Genomic DNA, 17,076 nt, shown 5'->3' with positions numbered 1-17,076 from the left:
GGTGGAGGATGCACTAATATGAAAGTGAAACGTTTTTTTGCCAAGAGCATGGCTGAAGCGCTGAAGCAGATCGGTGAACAGATGGGGCCAGATGCTGTCATCCTTTCTAACCGTCGTGTGGATGGGGGCGTTGAAATTGTCTGCGCGCTGGATTATGACGAAAATATGGCGCGCCAGAGCCTTGGCGAAAAAGCCAGTGAGGCTACAAACGGTGCGCGACTTGCTGAAATGCAGGCAGAGCAGCACCGCAAGCTGGAAGATGAGCTGAGCCGTTCCCGGTCACGTATCCGCGACGTCCGGGAAAAGCGGGCTGTGCGCAGTCAGGGCTATGCAGAAGCACCGTTTGCTGAGTCATATGAAGCAACGAATAAAGGTTTTGACGAGCCCGTTGCCGCAAGCGTAAACAGCAATCCAGACTACTCTGATGAGCTGGCCCGTATGCGTGCCGAGATCAGTTCTCTGCGGGATCTGATGAGCGGGTCTCGCAGTGAGCCGGAAAAGTCTGGTGTGAACGCAGTTCAGCAGCGGCTTGCAGAACGTTTGCAGGAGTTCGGGCTGGGCCCGGACCTGGCAGTCTCCCTCTCACGCCGACATAAAGGCGGTAAGCTGGATGACGGCTGGAAGCAGGCCTTGAAAATGCTCGTGGCGGGCGTGCGTACACCGGCGCAAGAGTGGCTGGATGAGGGTGGTGTTTATGCCCTGGTCGGCCCTACAGGCTCAGGAAAGACCACAACAATTGGTAAGCTTGCTGCCCGGTATGTGCTCAGGCATGGGGCTGATTCTTTGGCACTCGTCACCACAGACCGTTATCGGGTTGCTGCCCATGAACAGCTCTTTGTATTCGGTCGCATTCTGAACGTGCCGGTTCGGGTTGTGGATGAAAGCCATACTCTGGATGATATCCTTGACGAACTTTCGGACCGTCATCTGGTACTGATTGATACCGCAGGGCTGACCAGTTCCGACAAAGGCTATCAGGAGCAGTTGACAGAGCTGGCTCGCAGTCATCACAAGGTGCGTACCCACCTGGTTGTTTCCGCAACCAGTCAGCCGCGCATTATGAAATCCGTATGGCATTGCTATAAGATGGCAAATCTCACGGGCTGCGTGATGACGAAAATTGACGAAGCCTTGACTCTGGGAGAATCTCTGGGCTTTGTAATGGAAACCGGGTTGCCTGTGGCTTACTACACAAACGGGCAAAAGATTCCCGGAGATCTGCATCACGCAGAAGCTGTGCCGCTTGTACGTTTGGCTGTCGATCGCCTCAAGGCTCTTCAGCAACAATCCGCGACAGAGCTTTTATCTGATACAGAGCGCCCGCGTGAAACGGCATGAAGTACTGAATATCTGAGTTTTGTAAAGCTGTGATACTTATCCGGCTAAACGTTGCGAGAGATAACAAATAGTATGAGCAAACCACATCCGGTACAGGTGATCGCAGTTTCCGGCGGCAAGGGCGGCGTTGGTAAGAGTAATGTGTCGGTTAATCTGGGGATTGCCTTGGCCCAGAAGGGCAGACGCGTCGTTCTGCTTGATGCAGATCTCGGTCTGGGCAACATCGATGTGCTGCTTGGTATTACGGCCAACCGTAATCTGCAGGATGTGATGTCGGGTGAGTGCGATCTTAAAGACGTGCTGGTTGATGGGCCAGGCGGTATCAAAATCGTTCCGGCATCTTCCGGTACCCAGAGTATGACTCAGCTCAGTCGTTTGGAACATGCGGGGCTGATCAATGCCTTCAGCGAACTGGGTGATCAGATCGACGTGCTTATTGTGGACACGGCAGCTGGAATTTCCGAGTCGGTTGTGAGTTTTCTTCGGGCTTCCCAGGAGCTGTTGTTAGTGGTTTGCGATGAACCTACGTCCATCACCGATGCATATGCCCTTATCAAGCTGATGAATCGTGACTATGCGACGAACCGGTTTCGGATTCTTGCCAATCAGGTAAGCAGTGAGCAGGAAGGCCGTCATTTGTTCGAAAAACTGACCCGGGTTACTGAACGCTTTCTGGATGTGGCATTACAATATGTTGGTATGGTGCCTTACGACGAAGCCGTGAAGAAAGCGGTTCAGCGCCAGAAAGCCGTGCTGGACGCTTATCCCCGGGCTAAAGCTTCGCTCGCGATCAAGGCGCTGGCTGACAAAGTCGAGAGCTGGCCTCTACCTTCATCTCCCCGTGGACACCTGGAGTTTTTTGTGGAGCGGCTCGTCGAAGTCTGAAACGGATCCAGTCAAACAATACCGGATACATGACATTGACGAAAAATCTGGGAATCTATCACCAGAGTGGCGTAAAAACCTCCTCAGAACTGATTGAGGCGCATGCGCCCCTGGTCAAGAAAATTGCTCTTCATCTTCTGGCCCGGCTGCCGGCCTCTGTGCAGCTGGACGACCTTATGCAGGCCGGCATGATTGGATTGCTGGAAGCTGCCCAACGCTATACCTCAACCAAAGGCGCTACCTTCGAAACCTATGCCGGCATACGCATACGCGGTGCCATGGTGGATGAGATCCGCAAAGGTGACTGGGTGCCCCGTTCGGTCCACCGGAATGCCCGCCGGGTTGCCCAGGCGATCAAGGCAGTAGAAAACCGGACAGGCAGAGAGGCTCAGGACATTGAAGTTGCAGAAGAACTCGGTATGGAGCTTTCTGAATACCACGCTACCCTGTCTGATGCGAACAGTGGGAGACTTTTTAGCCTCGATGAGCTCAATGAATCCGGAGAGCTGCCGATAGAAGAAACAGAGACCACAGATAATCCTCTGGATGGACTGGCTTCAGATTCGTTTCGGAGCAGTCTGGCAGCGGCTATTGAGGAGCTGCCCGAGCGTGAAAAGCTGGTTCTGAGCCTGTATTACCAGGAGGAGTTGAACCTCAAGGAAATCGGTGCGGTGTTGGGTGTCAGTGAAAGCAGAGTCAGCCAGATTCACAGCCAGGCGGCGTTAAGGTTGCGGGGCAGGCTCTCGGAATGGCGTCACGAAGATGGCAGTTAGGCCCGTCTAAGGTTTCCGGATCGTACTTGAGTGTAGTATTTGGTAACCGGTGCTTTACAACCGTGATAAAGATCAGACAATAGGTGGTTAAATCAGCGGCCTGCAACACTTTGAGCGAAAAGGTCAAAACGAATTCCGGGTCTTATTAACTGGAGGTCCCTTTGGACAAGAACATGAAGATTCTCATTGTGGATGATTTCTCCACAATGCGACGGATTATAAAAAACCTGCTCCGTGATCTGGGTTTTACAAACACGGATGAAGCAGACGATGGCAATACTGCCTTGCCCATGCTGAAAAGCGGTAAGTACGATTTTCTGGTCACAGACTGGAATATGCCAGGAATGTCTGGCTTCGATCTGCTTAAGGCTGTGCGTGCGGATGACAACCTGAAGACGCTCCCTGTTTTGATGGTGACGGCTGAAGCCAAGCGTGACCAGATTGTGGCGGCCGCCCAGGCAGGTGTTAACGGGTATGTGGTAAAGCCTTTCACCGCAGCTGTTCTCAAGGAAAAAATTGAGAAAATTTTTGAACGAATCCAGTAAGCAGAGATTGGATGGATCGTATGAGCGATAACAAAAAGATCCACCGTGGTCTCGAGCCGGAGGTAACTGAAAAGCTCCGGCACCAAGCGGCGGAACTCAATCAGAGCATTGAAGGCGGAGATTATGCCCGCGCCATGGTTCTGATTAATGAATTAGGCGAGGTCCGGGATCAGAGTTTGTATCGGGAAGTTGGCCGACTGACCCGTACGCTTCATGAATCAATTCGAAATTTTCAGATAGATCCACGCAGTGCTGAACAGAAGGAAGTTCTGTCGATGATGACAGACGCCTCGGATCGGCTCGCTTACGTGGTTCAGATGACTGGTCAGGCAGCCAACCGCACCATGGATCTGGTTGAAGAAAGTATGCCTGTTGCAACCGCAGTGCGTGACGAAGCGTCCGCTTTGCGGGAGGAATGGCAACGCTTGCGCCGTCGCGAGATGCAACCTGCGGAGTTTCGCGAACTGTACAGCCGGATTGATGACTTTTTTGTGAGCCTGACCAAGGACGCCGATACCATCTATAGCAGCCTTTCTGAAATTCTTTTGGCGCAGGACTTTCAGGATCTGACCGGACAGGTCATCCAGCGCGTAACGACGCTGGTCAAAGATGTGGAAGAGCAAATGCTTAGCCTGGTGGTCATGGCCAGCCATGTTGATCAGCTCACCGGCACCGTGCATCAGATAGACAGCGAAGAAGTGTCTGCTGAGCAGGGAGTGGGGCCTCAGATGAAGGCTGAAGAGCGTGAAGATGTAGTTTCGGGACAAAACGACGTAGATGACCTGTTGTCCAGTCTCGGTTTCTGAATATATGAGGGTAACCCATGGCGTTTGATGCCGATGATGAGATCCTGCAGGATTTTCTTGTAGAGGCCGGAGAGATTCTCGAAAAGTTGTCTGAGCAACTTGTCGATCTTGAGCAACACCCTGATGACAGCGATCTTCTTAACGCCATCTTCCGCGGGTTCCATACCGTCAAGGGTGGCGCAGGCTTTCTGCAACTCGATGCTCTGGTTAGCTGCTGCCACTCCGCAGAGAACGTTTTCGATATTCTGCGCAACCACAAGCGCAAGGTGGATTCGGAGCTTATGGACGTTGTCCTGGAAGCTCTGGACCACGTTAACGCCATGTTTGAGCAGGTGCGCAATCGTGAAGAGCTGACATCCGCACCTGTTGAACTGATTGCGGCACTGGATGCTCTGGCTTTGCCTCAGGATGTCGGCGCACAGAGCTCTGATCAGGAGGCGGACGCCCAACAGGAGCACGCAGCGGAGCCCTCAGCCGCAGCTCCTGACGGCGGTGACATCACCGACGATGAGTTTGAGCAACTGCTCGACGCTTTGCATGCGGATTCGCCTGCTCCCGTGGCTGCCAGCGGCCCGGATTCCGGGTCGCCGGCTGCCACGAATAATCAGGGTGGCGATGACATAACAGATGATGAATTTGAAGCTTTACTGGATGAACTTCACGGTAAGGGTAAATTTGTTGCCAACGCGATCCCCGATGCAGGTTCCCCGGCCACGAATAGTCCGGAAGCGGATGGCAATGAAGGCCTGATCAGTGACGACGAGTTTGAAAAGCTTCTGGACGAACTTCACGGCAAGGGTGGCAGTCCGACGGCCACCAGTTCTGACAAAAAGCCCGCCGGAGCTGCGCAGGAAAAAACCGAGCCAAACAAAGCCGGCCCGGGAAAAGACAAACCTGATGCCCGGCCAGATACCCATGTGCCGCCCAAGAAAGCTCCGGTAAAAAAAGACGCACCAACACCTCCCGCAAGGGAGCAGGCACCGGTAGCTGAAACCACCGTTCGAGTGGATACCAAACGCCTGGACGATATCATGAATATGGTAGGTGAGCTGGTACTGGTACGTAACCGCTTGCAGCGACTGGGTTCCGAGAGTGAAGACGAGCACATGCACAAGGCAGTCTCCAGCCTTGATGTCGTGACTACTGATCTTCAGGCGGCCGTTATGCAAACCCGCATGCAGCCGATCAAGAAAGTGTTTGGCCGTTTCCCTCGTGTTGTTCGTGACCTTGCGCGGAACATGAAGAAAGAAGTGAACCTGGTCATGCACGGCGAGGATACAGACCTCGATAAAAACCTTGTGGAAGCCCTTTCAGACCCACTTGTTCACCTGGTCCGGAACTCGGTGGATCACGGTATCGAGGCGCCGGATGTGCGCGAAAAAGTCGGCAAGCCACGGCAAGGCACTGTCACCCTGTCCGCCGAACAGGAAGGCGACCACATCCTTCTGTCCATTGCTGACGATGGCGCCGGAATGGACCCTGAAGTACTGCGACGCAAAGCTGTTGAAAAGGGAATGTACGACCAGGACGCCGCTGATCGCCTGACAGACACAGAATGCTTTAACCTGATTTTTGCAGCTGGCTTCTCCACCAAAGAGCAGATTTCGGACGTTTCTGGCCGGGGCGTTGGTATGGATGTGGTCAAGACCAAGATAGGTCAGCTCAACGGACAGCTCAGCATTGTTTCGGAGCTGGGTAAAGGGTCACGCATCATTATCAAGGTGCCTCTGACGCTGGCGATCATGCCAACGCTGATGATCATGCTTGGTGATCAGTCATTTGCCCTGCCTTTGGTAAACGTGGTGGAAATTTTCCACCTGGACCTGAACCGCACCAACGTAGTCGATGGCCGGGAATGCATTGTTGTGCGCGATAAGGTATTCCCTCTGTTTCATATAAAACGCTGGTTGGTCAAAGGCTCTGCAGGCGCTGCTGACCCCGAAAACGGGCACGTTGTGATTGTAGCCATGGGTACCCGGCAGGTTGGTTTTGTTGTTGATCAGCTGGTGGGCCAGGAAGAAGTGGTTATCAAGCCTCTTGGTCGTGGGCTTCAGGGCACCCCGGGTATGGCTGGAGCGACTATCACTGGCGATGGCCGTATTGCACTCATTATTGATGTTCCCAGTTTGCTGCAGCATTACAGCTGAGTACCTGTTCGGAACAAAAGGTTTTGTAGGAGAAACCGATGCCAGTTTCTGTCCTGGTCGTTGATGATTCAGGGTTCTTCCGAAAACGGCTGACTGAGATACTGACGGCATCCGGGCAAATACGGGTGGTGGGTGTCGCGTCTAATGGCCGTGAGGGCGTAGAGCTGGCCGAATCGCTGCGCCCGGATGTCATCACAATGGATTACGAAATGCCGGTTATGGACGGTATTTCAGCTGTGCGCGAGATTATGAAGAGGCGTCCCGTGCCAGTGTTGATGTTTTCTTCCCTGACATACGAAGGCGCCAGAGTTACGCTGGATGCACTTGAAGCCGGCGCGGTAGACTTTCTACCCAAAAACTTTGAAGAAATTGCCCGGGATGGCGGTCAGTTACAAAAAATACTGATCGATCGTGTGCTGGATGTAGCCCGTAGCCGGCCAGCCAATCGTGTTTTGCCTGCTTCAGTGCGTTCACAACCGGAATCTCCAAGGCCGGCAGCGAGACCGGCTACACAGGCTCCCGGCGAGGCATCTAAACCTGCGGCTCCGGTGCGTCGGGAACTCCCGCCGCTTGTTTCAGGGCATCAGGGTTTCCAGTCCGCTCCGCCAGTTCGTCCCTCCAGAAAAGGCCAGGCACATCATTATTCTGTCATTGGTATAGGAACCTCTACCGGTGGGCCGGTTGCACTTCAGCGGGTGCTGGCGGCATTGCCGGCGGCCTTCCCTTCGCCAATTGTGCTGGTTCAACATATGCCGGCGAGCTTCACTCCGGCGTTTGCCGAGCGGCTCAATAAACTCTGCAGGATTGAAGTCCGTCAGGCTGAGGACGGCGATATTCTTCGCCCCGGATTGGCGTTGCTTGCTCCGGGTGGCAAGCAGATGATGATTGAAAACCGGGGAGGGCAGCCCCGGGCACGTATTCTGCCGGGAGACGAGCGATTGAATTACCGGCCCTGTGTAGATGTCACCTTTGGTTCTCTGGCCCGTGCGTTCCCGGGAAAAACCCTTGGCGTTATTCTTACAGGAATGGGGGCGGACGGCAGAGAAGGTTGCCGCATGATGAAACAGAGCGGCTCGCAGATCTGGTCTCAGGATGAAAAATCATCGGTTATTTATGGCATGCCCATGGCTGTAGCCAAAGCCGGCCTGAGTGATGAAGTTCTGGCTCTTGACGACGTAGCTCCACGGTTGATCGAGGGCGTCTGCTGATGGATATTCTCAGCCTGCTTGGTGTCGTTCTGGCATTTGTTGCCATCCTGGGTGGCAACTTGCTGGAAGGGGGTGCTCTCAGTTCGCTCTTCAATGGCCCTGCGGCCGTTATTGTTATTGGTGGAACTCTGGCCGCTACCATTCTCCAGACCTCCTGGCCGACCCTGAAACGAGCTGTGGCCCAGGCCCGGTGGGTGTTTGTTCCACCCTTTATCAGTATCGAAGATGGTATTGGCAAAGTGATTGACTGGAGCGTCAAAGCACGCAAGCAGGGACTTCTGGGCCTTGAGGGGCTGGCCGAGAAAGAGCCGGAAGATTTTGCCCGCAAGGGGTTGCAACTCCTGGTGGACGGGGCTGAAACAGAAACTATCCGAAGCATCATGGAAATTGACCTGGACTGTCGGGAACAACGTGACATGGAAGCTTCCAAAGTTTTTGAAGCCATGGGCGGATACTCACCGACGATTGGAATCATTGGTGCAGTAATGGGACTGATCCAGGTGATGACCAACCTTGAGGATCCCCAATCCCTCGGCAGCGGTATTGCCACGGCCTTTGTGGCAACCATCTACGGCGTAGCACTGGCGAACCTGCTGTTCTTCCCGGTTGCCAACAAGTTGCGGGGCCTGGTCAAGGAACGCTCAAGATACGAAGAAATGATGATCGATGGCATTATCGCCATCGCGGAGGGTGAGAACCCGAAATCCATTGAATTGCGTCTGCGGGGCTTCCTGCAGTAAGCGTACCCGGTTTCTATTATGCGCCGTCGCAGGCAACCACAGGATGATTTGCACAATAAAGAACGTTGGCTGATTTCCTACGCGGATTTCATAACGCTGTTATTTGCTTTTTTTGTGGTGATGTACTCGGTGTCGTCAGTAAATGAGGGCAAATACAAGGTGCTCTCAGAAACACTCACCGGGGTCTTCAACGCCCCTCAGCGATCCTTTCAGCCCATTGAACTGGGCGATCAGCCCCGCCCCCCTGCGGTGGGTATCTCGGAAAATGTTATTCCCCCTGTGGTAACGGAAGCGCCGAGGAACCCGGAGCAGGATGCCCGAGAACGCACTGAAGACCTGCAGAACATGGCAAACCAGCTCGAGATAGAGTTTGGTGACCTGATCAGTCGCGGAGTCGTTACTCTGGAAACCAACGAACGCTGGCTGGCCCTTAACTTACCAGACAGTTTGTTATTTGGTAGTGGTGATGCTGAGCCGCATTACGATGCCTTTGGTGTGATTGAAAAAATCTCGGGTGTTCTCCGTAACCGGGATAACGCTATCAAGGTTGAAGGTTTCACCGACAACCAGCCTATTCGCACGTCTCGCTTTCCTTCGAACTGGGAGTTGTCAGCAGCACGGGCTGCTGCAGTTGTGCGCATGTTAGATATGGAGGGTATCGAGCCTGAACGGCTGGCAGCGGTCGGGTACGGACAACACCAGCCTTTAGCCCGCAACGATACGGAGGAGGGGCGCCGGCGTAACCGCCGTGTGGTGCTTCTTATTTCCCGAGATGCCAGTATCCGGGGTGTCATGCGCTAGAGCTCCGTTTCCGTTCAAGTTGTCGGACCGCCGGCCGATATAATGGATTACAGCGGGTTTCAGTTGCTTGCAATAACGTATTTTCCGGGGAGACAACGTGCGAATCTGGGCAGTAGCCAATCAGAAAGGTGGTGTGGGTAAAACTACCTCAGTGGTCGCTTTGGGTGGTTTGCTGGCAGAGCGCGGCAAGCGTGTTCTGGTGGTTGATCTTGATCCCCATGGTTCGCTGACCAGCTGGTTCGGATACGATCCAGACACGCTTGCCCACAGTGTTTTTGACCTGTTTCAACATCAGGGCAAGGTGCCGGAAGGTCTTCCCGCACAGCTTATTACGGAAACCAATTGTCCCGGGCTGGCCCTGCTGCCAGCGAGTACCGCACTGGCCACGCTGGAACGTCGTATGGTTGGTGTTGAGGGCATGGGGCTTATCGTTTCCCGGGCTCTTGCTCAGCTATGGGACGATTTCGACTACGTTATTCTTGATAATACACCGTCACTGGGCGTGCTGATGGTCAATGCATTGGCGGCTGCACAACACCTCGTTATCCCCGTACAAACAGAGTTTCTGGCTATTAAAGGCCTGGAGCGAATGCTGCACACTTTGCAGATGATCATGCGCTCCCAGAAAAACCAGTTGCCCTATACCATCGTGCCCACAATGTTTGATCGTCGCACTCAGGCTTCGGTAAAGAGCCTGAATCTTTTGCGAAAGACCTATCAGGACAGTTTGTGGAAATTTGCGGTACCCGTTGATACAAAGTTCCGCGATGCCAGTCAGTCGGGCGTTGTACCATCGAAACTGGATGCGCAAACTCATGGTGTCCGTGCATACAGGCATTTGCTGGACGAGTTACTGGCACGAACGGGCACGCTGAAGGAAAGTCAGCATGGCTGACGAAAAATTGACAAGGCTGGAAGGTCCGGCCAGCGCGATTGCCAGTTATCTTGATGAGTTATTGCATACAGCAACGGATACAGCTCGACTTGAGGAAATTTGCGAGCCAGAGCCAGAGCCAGAGCCAGAGCCAGAGCCGAGGCCGAGAGAGATAAAGCCCAGGTGCGCTGAGCGCGTAAAAGAGGTTGTTACTACTACTGCTGCTTCAACGCAGGAGCCCATACCCGGGCCAGCCTCTGATGCGCCCGTATTACGCCCGGAGTGGTCAGAGCGTCCGTTTGAATGTCTGATTTTTACCGTGGCCGGTCTGCAGTTGGCGGTTCCGCTTGTTTTGTTGGGCGCTATTCATCAGATTGAAGACGAGATCCGGGCCATTCCTGGCAGTCCCCGCTGGTACATGGGGATTCAGCCGGGCCTTCATCAGAATTTGCGAGTAGTGGATACGGCAGAGTGGATTATGGCTGGACGGGTGCCGGCCAACGCCCGGGACAACTATCGGTTTGTAATACGGTTGGATGACAGCGAGTGGGGGCTGGCCTGTGATGATGTAGCCCAGTCGTTCACCCTCAGCCCGGACAACGTACGCTGGCGTACGGCTCGTAGTAAGCGGCCCTGGCTGGCTGGAACCGTTATTGAACAGATGTGTGCTCTTGTGGATGTACGCACCATGGCCAACTTGCTGGTGCGTGCAGAGCGAGAGCAGCATCTCGATCTGAGTTGACCAGCAGGCTGGTTACCGAATGAAACCGTGCCGTGCTGGCACGATTTGTGCCCTTGATTATAGTATTGGGCACTGATGATGTTTTTTTGACGATCAGGTTGCCCGCAGGGTGGCCGAACAGGAGAGACAGGTTATGGCATCCCCGAGCGGACAGCAAAATCAGGTCCAGGACGATCAGGTACTGCAGTATGTGACTTTCCGGCTGGATAACGAGACATACGGTCTGAACGTTATGCAGATTCAGGAAGTATTGAGATACACAGAAATCGCACCGGTGCCAGGTGCTCCGGATTATGTGCTGGGTATCATCAACCTGCGGGGCAACGTGGTGACGGTTATCGACACCCGCCGCCGTTTCGGGTTGGCAGATGCTGATGTGACAGACGCGACCCGGGTAGTAGTGATGGAATCTGCCGATCAGGTGATGGGTATTCTGGTGGATTCTGTGGCTGAGGTTGTGTACCTGAAAGCCAGTGAAATAGAGACTGCACCGAATGTGGGTAATGAGGAAAGTGCCAGATTTATCCAGGGTGTGTGTAACAAAGATGGCGAACTGATCATATTGGTTGAGTTCGACAAAATGTTGTCAGACCACGAATGGGCTGAAATCTCGGGACTGTGAACCGGAGTTGTACCGGTCAGATCTGATGATGGGCGCCTTTCGTAGTCAATAAACCGGAGACGTCCATCATGTTTGCTGAAATTCCTTCCTATATCCCCTGGGCGCTGACTGCCGTGGCGCTCTCTCTGGTCTTTGCGCAGGGTGTCATGCTTGGGCGCCAGAGCCGGCAAATGAAGGCCGCACTCAAGGAGCGCTGCGATACTCTCGGCCGCGAGTTACACGCTACGGCGAGTGGCAGTATGGGGGTGGGCCAGCGCCTGGTAGTCTGTGAGCGTGAATTGCATGAGTTGCGCTCAACCATCGATGAGATGCGCCAAAACGATCCTTTGCGTATTTCCTATGATGAAGCCTCGCGGCTGGTTGATCTCGGGGCGGATATAGATGATCTTATGAACACGTGCGGGATATCCCGTCCGGAGGCTGAACTGGTGTCAGCGCTGAGGAAGCGTCAGGCAGCCTGAAATTACGCTGATACGGACGTTATTGATGAATAAGATTTACCAGAGGGCCCGCGAGGCCCTTCTTGCTGTATCCCGTCATGATTTTGTCACCGGTTCAGATCTGATTCCTTCCATCACCGGGCACTCCATTCCCCGCGAGGAAACTGTAGGCCATATACTGTCTATCATGCCGGAAATTACTCCGGCTGATGTTGTGATGCATGTGGGAGGTGGCTCAGGCTATCTTGCTGCTGTGTTATCCAATCTGGCTCATCGCGTTGTTTATGTAGAAAAGAACCGGGAGGTTGCGGAAGCCGCAAAGTCCCGGTTTTTCAGTCTTGGTATGCACAATGTAGATGTTCTGGCGCAATCGGCTGAAAGCGGTTTTGAACTCGATCAACCCTGTGATCTGGTGTTGTGTACAACATTTATGGCAGATCATGATGTTTTATCCAGCTGCCTCAGGGAAGGGGGTAACCTGATTTGCCTTGAAGGTAAGGCCGGGCCAGTGCCGGGTATGGCGATGTTCGTAAAGCGCGCTGATAGGCTTGAGCGTGTGCGTACCCTGGGGTGGGTGGATTTCAACCGGAACTCAGAACAGATTCTGATCGACCTGGGGATGGTCGACGAAGGAGAACTGGCTAAGGCGAAAGCTCAGGCCGCAACGGACAATTGCCGTGTTCTGGAGGTCCTGCGCCGTAATCTGAATATTGAGGAAATTGGTCTTTACCGCTCCCTGGCCCAGCAGCGGGGAATGGTTTTTGCGGAAGCTGACGAGCTTTTGCCATCGTTGAAGGTGGATCTTTTCCGGCGGTTTTCGCGCACGTTTCTGGACTTGTCCCGCATTATCCCGGTGGCCCAGGGAGCCGAAAAAATCACGTTTGTTACTGATGACCCGGACGTCCGCACGGATCAACTGGAGCGGATGAGCCCTGATCATGTTGCGGAATGCTGGTTAGTTACACCGACAGACTTCCGGAGAATCTGGTCGTCACTGGACCTATCCGCCAAGGGTAACCGGTTTGCTGCAGACCATGTTGTGCAATCGCCCGCCGGTGCAAGGGCTGGTATTCAGCGCGACAAACCTCTTGGCGCCGAAACAGGCAGCAATCATGTAAGTCCTTATCTGGTATCAGTGTATGAAGCGATACTGCTGGATGCCGTCAGTGAGAAAGCCAGCGATATACACATTGAACAGTATGGTGAGCGGGTAAGAATCCGTTTGCGGGTAGATGGAGATCTCCATGATCTGGGGCAGTATCAACTTACGCCCCGGGAAATCAAGGGCGTTATCAACATTATCAAGTTGCGGGCGGAGCTTAATATTGCCGAGCGTCGTCTGCCTCAGGGCGGACGCTCTCGTCTGCAACTGGGGGATATGTCCTACGACTTGAGAATACAGACTCAGCCATCACTTCACGGTGAACATGCGGTTATCCGGCTTTTACCGCAGACGGGTCGGGCCATGACTATTGCTGAACTGGGTATGTCACCCATGATTGGCTCCCATTACGAGCGACTGCTTGATAACCCGGCGGGCCTGGTTCTGGTTGTGGGACCAACCGGTTCCGGCAAGTCAACAACACTCTACGCAGGCCTGCAAACCCTCGCAGATGATGGTCGCAGGAAGGTAATTACGGTGGAGGATCCTATCGAGTACTCCATCGATAATATTCAGCAAACCCGTGTCCGGAGCGATATAGGTTTTAACTTCGCGGATGCCATGCGCGCTTTCGTGCGTGAGGACCCGGATGTGATTCTGGTGGGTGAAATCCGCGACCATGAAACCGCCCAGGAAGCTGTCCGTGCATCCCAGACAGGGCACGTTGTACTGTCGACACTGCACTGTAACGATGCGGTGGATTCCTTACAGAGATTGTACGATCTGGGTGTTCATCCGAACTCTATCGCCGGTGAACTTCTTGCAGTGATTGCCCAGCGGCTTGCCAAGAGAATCTGCAAACATTGCCGCCAACCCGCAACACCGGACCCCGTCATTCTTGAGGAAATATTCCCCAACGGGGCTCCGGATGATTTTCGTTGTTTTGAAGGTGCAGGGTGCGATAAGTGCAACGGTCGCGGGACTCAGGGCCGGGTAGCCATTGTGGAATACATGGAGGTTGACTCCGACATCCGCAATGCGATTTCGAGCCAGCCGCCTGTTGGCGAGCTACGTTGGCGGGCGCTGGATTCGGGCCTCATCACCATGCGCGATAGCGCGCTGGACCACGTTATTGAGGGTGTTATTCCCATGTCGGAATTGCCGCGTATCCTGCCTCGGGAACGTATGGCTCCGGAAATTCGCGGTGGCCGCAGGAGTTCATTATGAGTACAGGGAACCGGTACGAAAAGGCTGCACAAAGAGAGCCGGCCGAGGTCGTCTTCAGTGGTGAGCTGGACAAACTTGCTGCAATGGATCTCGGGCCTGTGCCTCCGGGCTGGCGCATGTCACCTCGAGCGGTTGAAAAGTTTGTCATGGGGGATGACAAACTGGGGATTGAACGCAAATTTGTTGCAGATCGGGCCATGGTCATCCGCATTATTATTTCTTTGTGTACGAACCGGGGCTGTTTGCTCGTTGGTGAGCCAGGTACTGCCAAGTCCTGGCTTTCTGAATTGCTTACCGCGGCCATATCCGGGAACTCTACACTTGCCTTGCAGGGTGGGGCTATTACCCAGGCGAACCAGTTGCTCTACGGCTGGAATGAGGCGATTCTTGCTGCCAAAGGCCCCTGTATCGAAGCGCTGGTGCCCAGCCCGCTTATGCGAGGCATGATGGAAGGGCGTCTGGTGCGGTTTGAAGAAATTGCCCGTTGTCCACAGGCATTACAGGATGCGGTCCTGTCAGTACTCTCCGACAGGGTGGTTGTGGTCCCGGAAATCCCCGGCGATGACGGCGTTATTCTGGCCCGGGAAGGTTTTAACCTCATAGCTACGTCGAACAGCGTGGATGCAGGTGTTCACGAGATGAGTGCGGCTCTGAAGCGCCGCATGGACTTTGAGGAAATTCGTCCGATCAGGAATCTACCGGATGAAATTGGTGTGGTTTTGCGCGAGGTGAACAAGGCCAACACGCGCGCAGGCATCCGTGTGGATCTGGATGAGGCAGTCATCGAGGTTCTGGTAACCATGTTTCACGAGCTGCGAAATGGCCAGACAGTGGATGGCCGAAGTACCGACCGTCTGGCTGGCGCTGCACTTTCTACTGCGGAAGCTGTATCGGTTGCCCATGCTGCGAGCCTTAACGCCTGGTATTACGGTGGCGGCAGCATGACCATGGAACAGTTGATGCACCACATCGTTGGTTCGGCGCTCAAGGATCATCCGGACGATCGCCGGCGACTCAAACACTACTTTGAAACCGCCATCGCTCCCCGGACGGGGAGTGCCTGGGCCCAGGCGTGGGCGCTGCGCTCACTCATCCACTGACGGTGGCTGAGAGGAAAAGGAAGCAGAAGTATCCTGGCCGGCGTCTTCTGGCGTGCGGCCCTGGATATGGAAGGCAAACGCAAGAATTTCTGCAATAACCCGATAGAGGTTTTCGGGAATTTCGTCGTTCAGGGACAACCGCGCAAGAATGCCTGCCAGTTCTGCATTCTCATACAGGGGCACATTGTGCTCTCTTGCTATCCTTATGATCTCATCTGCCAGTTCGTAAGTACCCGTGGCCGTTATGGTGGGGGCTTTCTCACCATCGTATTTCAGGGCGACAGCGGCGCTGGAACCCGGGTTGGAGTCTTGAGAAAAACGTTCATTTTGTTTGTTCATGCCCGGGTATCCACCAATCTGTGCTCCAGCTTTGTTGTCGGATATGAGGGGCTGCCCCTGCGACATTCAAGGTCGGTAACATCCAGTCCCAGCTCGGTCAGGCTGCGCCTGAGAAGCGGAAGCTCTTGGTTGACCTGTTTCAAGGTGTCCTGTTTTTCTGCCCACACCCGGGCACTTACTTCCTGCTGGCGCAGGGAAACCTCAAAATTCACTACGCCGGCCTGTTCCAGGTCAACTGAAAGGTTCAGCCGCCATTCACTGATGGCCGTCCGTTTGCCGCTATCGCCTTTCGATGAACTCTCATTCTTGTGTTGTTCCAGTCGTAACTGGGCCATTCTCGGTTCGTTCTGGGGCGTTACCCAAGGCAGATCAAGAAGCATGGTTGATGTGGCGGCAGCAGCTTCACCTCCACCCCGGGCACTCAGTATCTGGCTATGCAGCTGATTCACCGTAATCCGGTTGAGCATGCCCGCTAACATCCGCAGCGTCTGACCCACCGACGTGGGCTCAGAACCGGTAGCTGGCGGTGATAATGCCACTGACTGAGGAAATTGCAGGGGCGCTTTAACCAGTTCAGGGGTAGCCAGTGGAGTAAGGCGATTAAACGCGCTGACTGCATCGCCGCTTTGCTCGGCCAGCAGGCCTGTGATCATGCGACCGATCGCCAGTTTGAGATCAGGGAGCGCCGCGGATGGCGTCTGGGCCAGACGGGATTCTGCAAACAGCCCGCTTTCCGCTATCCATTGCCGGATTTGCTGTACCGTATTGCTCTGCGAGCCTGATCCGGGCGTCAGCGTGTTGCTTGCAGGCAGTCGGCCAAGCAGTGTTTCAAGAGCCTGCTTCGCAGCCTCAGGCAAGGGCTGCGGGCTGCGGGCTGCAGGTAACTGGCCAGGTGACAGTTCGGGAATTACGCCCTGGTTCAGCGCCGTCATCAGTTTTGCCAGGCCGCTGTCCAGGCTCTGCTGCCAGGGCATACGCTGGGCCAGGGCTCTGGTCATGGCGGCTTCTGGCGTCGAGGCCAGTTTTCCCAACAGTTGCAGATCGTTGCCCGCGCGCATCACTTTTACCCAGTCGCCAGGTGCAAGTTCTGTTGCGCCAATAGCTGTGCTTACCTGGAGCGGCTTGCCCCTTACATCCAGCAGAATTTCGGCATTGCCCTGGCGGTTGATGATTTCCGACACCCGCGCCATTACGGACTCCCGGTTTGCAAGCTGAAGCTGGTCCAGTTGCTGCCGGGCTGACAAGGCTGTGGTTTCACGCCCGGACTGACCAGCATCGTTCGTTTGTGCCGGCTTCGACGTTACCGGTGCCGGAGATGTGGGAAGCTGTTGATCGCTGGATAGTTTCATCGCTGCTGACTTGATACCAGACAAGAGTATTCTGTAAA

17 protein-coding genes are annotated in these 17,076 nt (G+C 54.5%); 15 read left to right on the top strand and 2 right to left on the bottom strand.

Annotation, left to right across the window (positions count from 1 at the left end; translation table 11 throughout):
- Positions 1-18 precede the first annotated feature (18 nt).
- The 15 genes from flhF to DS878_RS06795 all read left to right on the top strand — a co-directional run bounded on the left by flhF (position 19) and on the right by DS878_RS06795 (position 15,350).
- Positions 19-1,338 carry a flagellar biosynthesis protein FlhF gene (flhF, locus tag DS878_RS06865; RefSeq protein ID WP_113815217.1) on the top strand — a complete coding sequence of 440 codons (1,320 nt, stop codon included), beginning with the start codon at positions 19-21 and terminating at the stop codon, positions 1,336-1,338.
- A 72-nt stretch (positions 1,339-1,410) separates the two neighbouring features.
- Entirely contained in the window at positions 1,411-2,223 is an 813-nt protein-coding gene (locus DS878_RS06860) for a MinD/ParA family protein (RefSeq protein WP_113815216.1), read from the top strand.
- Positions 2,224-2,252: 29 nt separating this feature from the next.
- Positions 2,253-2,996 (top strand): RNA polymerase sigma factor FliA, encoded by a 744-nt coding sequence (locus tag DS878_RS06855; protein WP_113815215.1) that lies wholly within the window; start codon positions 2,253-2,255, stop codon positions 2,994-2,996.
- A 161-nt stretch (positions 2,997-3,157) separates the two neighbouring features.
- Complete coding sequence (gene cheY, locus DS878_RS06850; RefSeq protein WP_072796801.1) at positions 3,158-3,541, top strand: chemotaxis response regulator CheY; 384 nt, start codon at positions 3,158-3,160, stop codon at positions 3,539-3,541.
- A gap of 20 nt (positions 3,542-3,561) precedes the next feature.
- Positions 3,562-4,347 (top strand): protein phosphatase CheZ, encoded by a 786-nt coding sequence (locus tag DS878_RS06845; protein WP_113815452.1) that lies wholly within the window; start codon positions 3,562-3,564, stop codon positions 4,345-4,347.
- Between the two features lie 17 nt (positions 4,348-4,364).
- Positions 4,365-6,494: a chemotaxis protein CheA gene (locus DS878_RS06840; protein WP_113815214.1), complete on the top strand. Its 2,130-nt coding sequence runs from the start codon at positions 4,365-4,367 to the stop codon at positions 6,492-6,494.
- A 38-nt stretch (positions 6,495-6,532) separates the two neighbouring features.
- Positions 6,533-7,702, top strand: a complete 1,170-nt coding sequence (locus DS878_RS06835; RefSeq protein WP_113815213.1) for a chemotaxis response regulator protein-glutamate methylesterase — start codon at positions 6,533-6,535, stop codon at positions 7,700-7,702.
- On the top strand, positions 7,702-8,442 hold the full coding sequence (locus DS878_RS06830) for a flagellar motor protein (protein WP_113815212.1): 741 nt from the start codon (positions 7,702-7,704) through the stop codon (positions 8,440-8,442). The genes DS878_RS06835 and DS878_RS06830 overlap by 1 nt, the downstream gene beginning before the upstream one ends.
- Before the next feature lie 18 nt (positions 8,443-8,460).
- A complete protein-coding gene (gene motD / locus DS878_RS06825; protein WP_113815211.1) occupies positions 8,461-9,243 on the top strand; it encodes a flagellar motor protein MotD in 783 nt (260 codons plus the stop codon).
- 97 nt (positions 9,244-9,340) lie between these two features.
- A complete protein-coding gene (locus DS878_RS06820; RefSeq protein ID WP_113815210.1) occupies positions 9,341-10,138 on the top strand; it encodes a ParA family protein in 798 nt (265 codons plus the stop codon).
- Positions 10,131-10,859 (top strand): chemotaxis protein CheW, encoded by a 729-nt coding sequence (locus DS878_RS06815; RefSeq protein WP_113815209.1) that lies wholly within the window; start codon positions 10,131-10,133, stop codon positions 10,857-10,859. Before DS878_RS06820 ends, DS878_RS06815 begins: the two co-directional genes overlap by 8 nt.
- A gap of 133 nt (positions 10,860-10,992) precedes the next feature.
- A complete protein-coding gene (locus tag DS878_RS06810) occupies positions 10,993-11,481 on the top strand; it encodes a chemotaxis protein CheW (RefSeq protein ID WP_113815208.1) in 489 nt (162 codons plus the stop codon).
- Positions 11,482-11,549: 68 nt separating this feature from the next.
- On the top strand, positions 11,550-11,942 hold the full coding sequence (locus DS878_RS06805; RefSeq protein WP_113815207.1) for a DUF2802 domain-containing protein: 393 nt from the start codon (positions 11,550-11,552) through the stop codon (positions 11,940-11,942).
- Between the two features lie 25 nt (positions 11,943-11,967).
- Complete coding sequence (locus DS878_RS06800) at positions 11,968-14,250, top strand: ATPase, T2SS/T4P/T4SS family (RefSeq protein ID WP_113815206.1); 2,283 nt, start codon at positions 11,968-11,970, stop codon at positions 14,248-14,250.
- Positions 14,247-15,350 carry an ATP-binding protein gene (locus DS878_RS06795; protein ID WP_113815205.1) on the top strand — a complete coding sequence of 368 codons (1,104 nt, stop codon included), beginning with the start codon at positions 14,247-14,249 and terminating at the stop codon, positions 15,348-15,350. The genes DS878_RS06800 and DS878_RS06795 overlap by 4 nt, the downstream gene beginning before the upstream one ends.
- On the opposite strand, the gene DS878_RS06790 is transcribed toward DS878_RS06795, so the two are convergent.
- The gene (locus DS878_RS06790) at positions 15,336-15,689 is read right to left on the bottom strand and encodes an EscU/YscU/HrcU family type III secretion system export apparatus switch protein (protein ID WP_113815204.1); all 354 of its coding nucleotides are present in this window, start codon (positions 15,687-15,689) and stop codon (positions 15,336-15,338) included. The genes DS878_RS06795 and DS878_RS06790 overlap by 15 nt on opposite strands.
- The gene (locus DS878_RS06785) at positions 15,686-17,038 is read right to left on the bottom strand and encodes a flagellar hook-length control protein FliK (protein ID WP_113815203.1); all 1,353 of its coding nucleotides are present in this window, start codon (positions 17,036-17,038) and stop codon (positions 15,686-15,688) included. Before DS878_RS06785 ends, DS878_RS06790 begins: the two co-directional genes overlap by 4 nt.
- Between the last annotated feature and the right edge of the window lie 38 nt (positions 17,039-17,076).

The sequence above is a fragment of the Marinobacter sp. F3R11 genome, assembly GCF_003318275.1.
GTDB lineage: Bacteria > Pseudomonadota > Gammaproteobacteria > Pseudomonadales > Oleiphilaceae > Marinobacter.
This window is presented reverse-complemented; position numbering and strand designations above follow the sequence as displayed.

Excerpts from the sequence above, each read along its gene's own strand:
- DS878_RS06855 (WP_113815215.1), top strand. The coding sequence starts at position 2,253 with ATGACATTGACGAAAAATCTGGGAATCTATCACCAGAGTGGCGTAAAA.
- DS878_RS06835 (WP_113815213.1), top strand. The coding sequence starts at position 6,533 with ATGCCAGTTTCTGTCCTGGTCGTTGATGATTCAGGGTTCTTCCGAAAA.
- DS878_RS06845 (WP_113815452.1), top strand. The coding sequence starts at position 3,562 with ATGAGCGATAACAAAAAGATCCACCGTGGTCTCGAGCCGGAGGTAACT.
- DS878_RS06840 (WP_113815214.1), top strand. The coding sequence starts at position 4,365 with ATGGCGTTTGATGCCGATGATGAGATCCTGCAGGATTTTCTTGTAGAG.
- DS878_RS06810 (WP_113815208.1), top strand. The coding sequence starts at position 10,993 with ATGGCATCCCCGAGCGGACAGCAAAATCAGGTCCAGGACGATCAGGTA.
- motD (WP_113815211.1), top strand. The coding sequence starts at position 8,461 with ATGCGCCGTCGCAGGCAACCACAGGATGATTTGCACAATAAAGAACGT.
- DS878_RS06785 (WP_113815203.1), bottom strand. The coding sequence starts at position 17,038 with ATGAAACTATCCAGCGATCAACAGCTTCCCACATCTCCGGCACCGGTA.
- DS878_RS06805 (WP_113815207.1), top strand. The coding sequence starts at position 11,550 with ATGTTTGCTGAAATTCCTTCCTATATCCCCTGGGCGCTGACTGCCGTG.
- DS878_RS06790 (WP_113815204.1), bottom strand. The coding sequence starts at position 15,689 with ATGAACAAACAAAATGAACGTTTTTCTCAAGACTCCAACCCGGGTTCC.
- DS878_RS06795 (WP_113815205.1), top strand. The coding sequence starts at position 14,247 with ATGAGTACAGGGAACCGGTACGAAAAGGCTGCACAAAGAGAGCCGGCC.
- DS878_RS06830 (WP_113815212.1), top strand. The coding sequence starts at position 7,702 with ATGGATATTCTCAGCCTGCTTGGTGTCGTTCTGGCATTTGTTGCCATC.
- DS878_RS06860 (WP_113815216.1), top strand. The coding sequence starts at position 1,411 with ATGAGCAAACCACATCCGGTACAGGTGATCGCAGTTTCCGGCGGCAAG.
- DS878_RS06800 (WP_113815206.1), top strand. The coding sequence starts at position 11,968 with ATGAATAAGATTTACCAGAGGGCCCGCGAGGCCCTTCTTGCTGTATCC.
- flhF (WP_113815217.1), top strand. The coding sequence starts at position 19 with ATGAAAGTGAAACGTTTTTTTGCCAAGAGCATGGCTGAAGCGCTGAAG.
- DS878_RS06815 (WP_113815209.1), top strand. The coding sequence starts at position 10,131 with ATGGCTGACGAAAAATTGACAAGGCTGGAAGGTCCGGCCAGCGCGATT.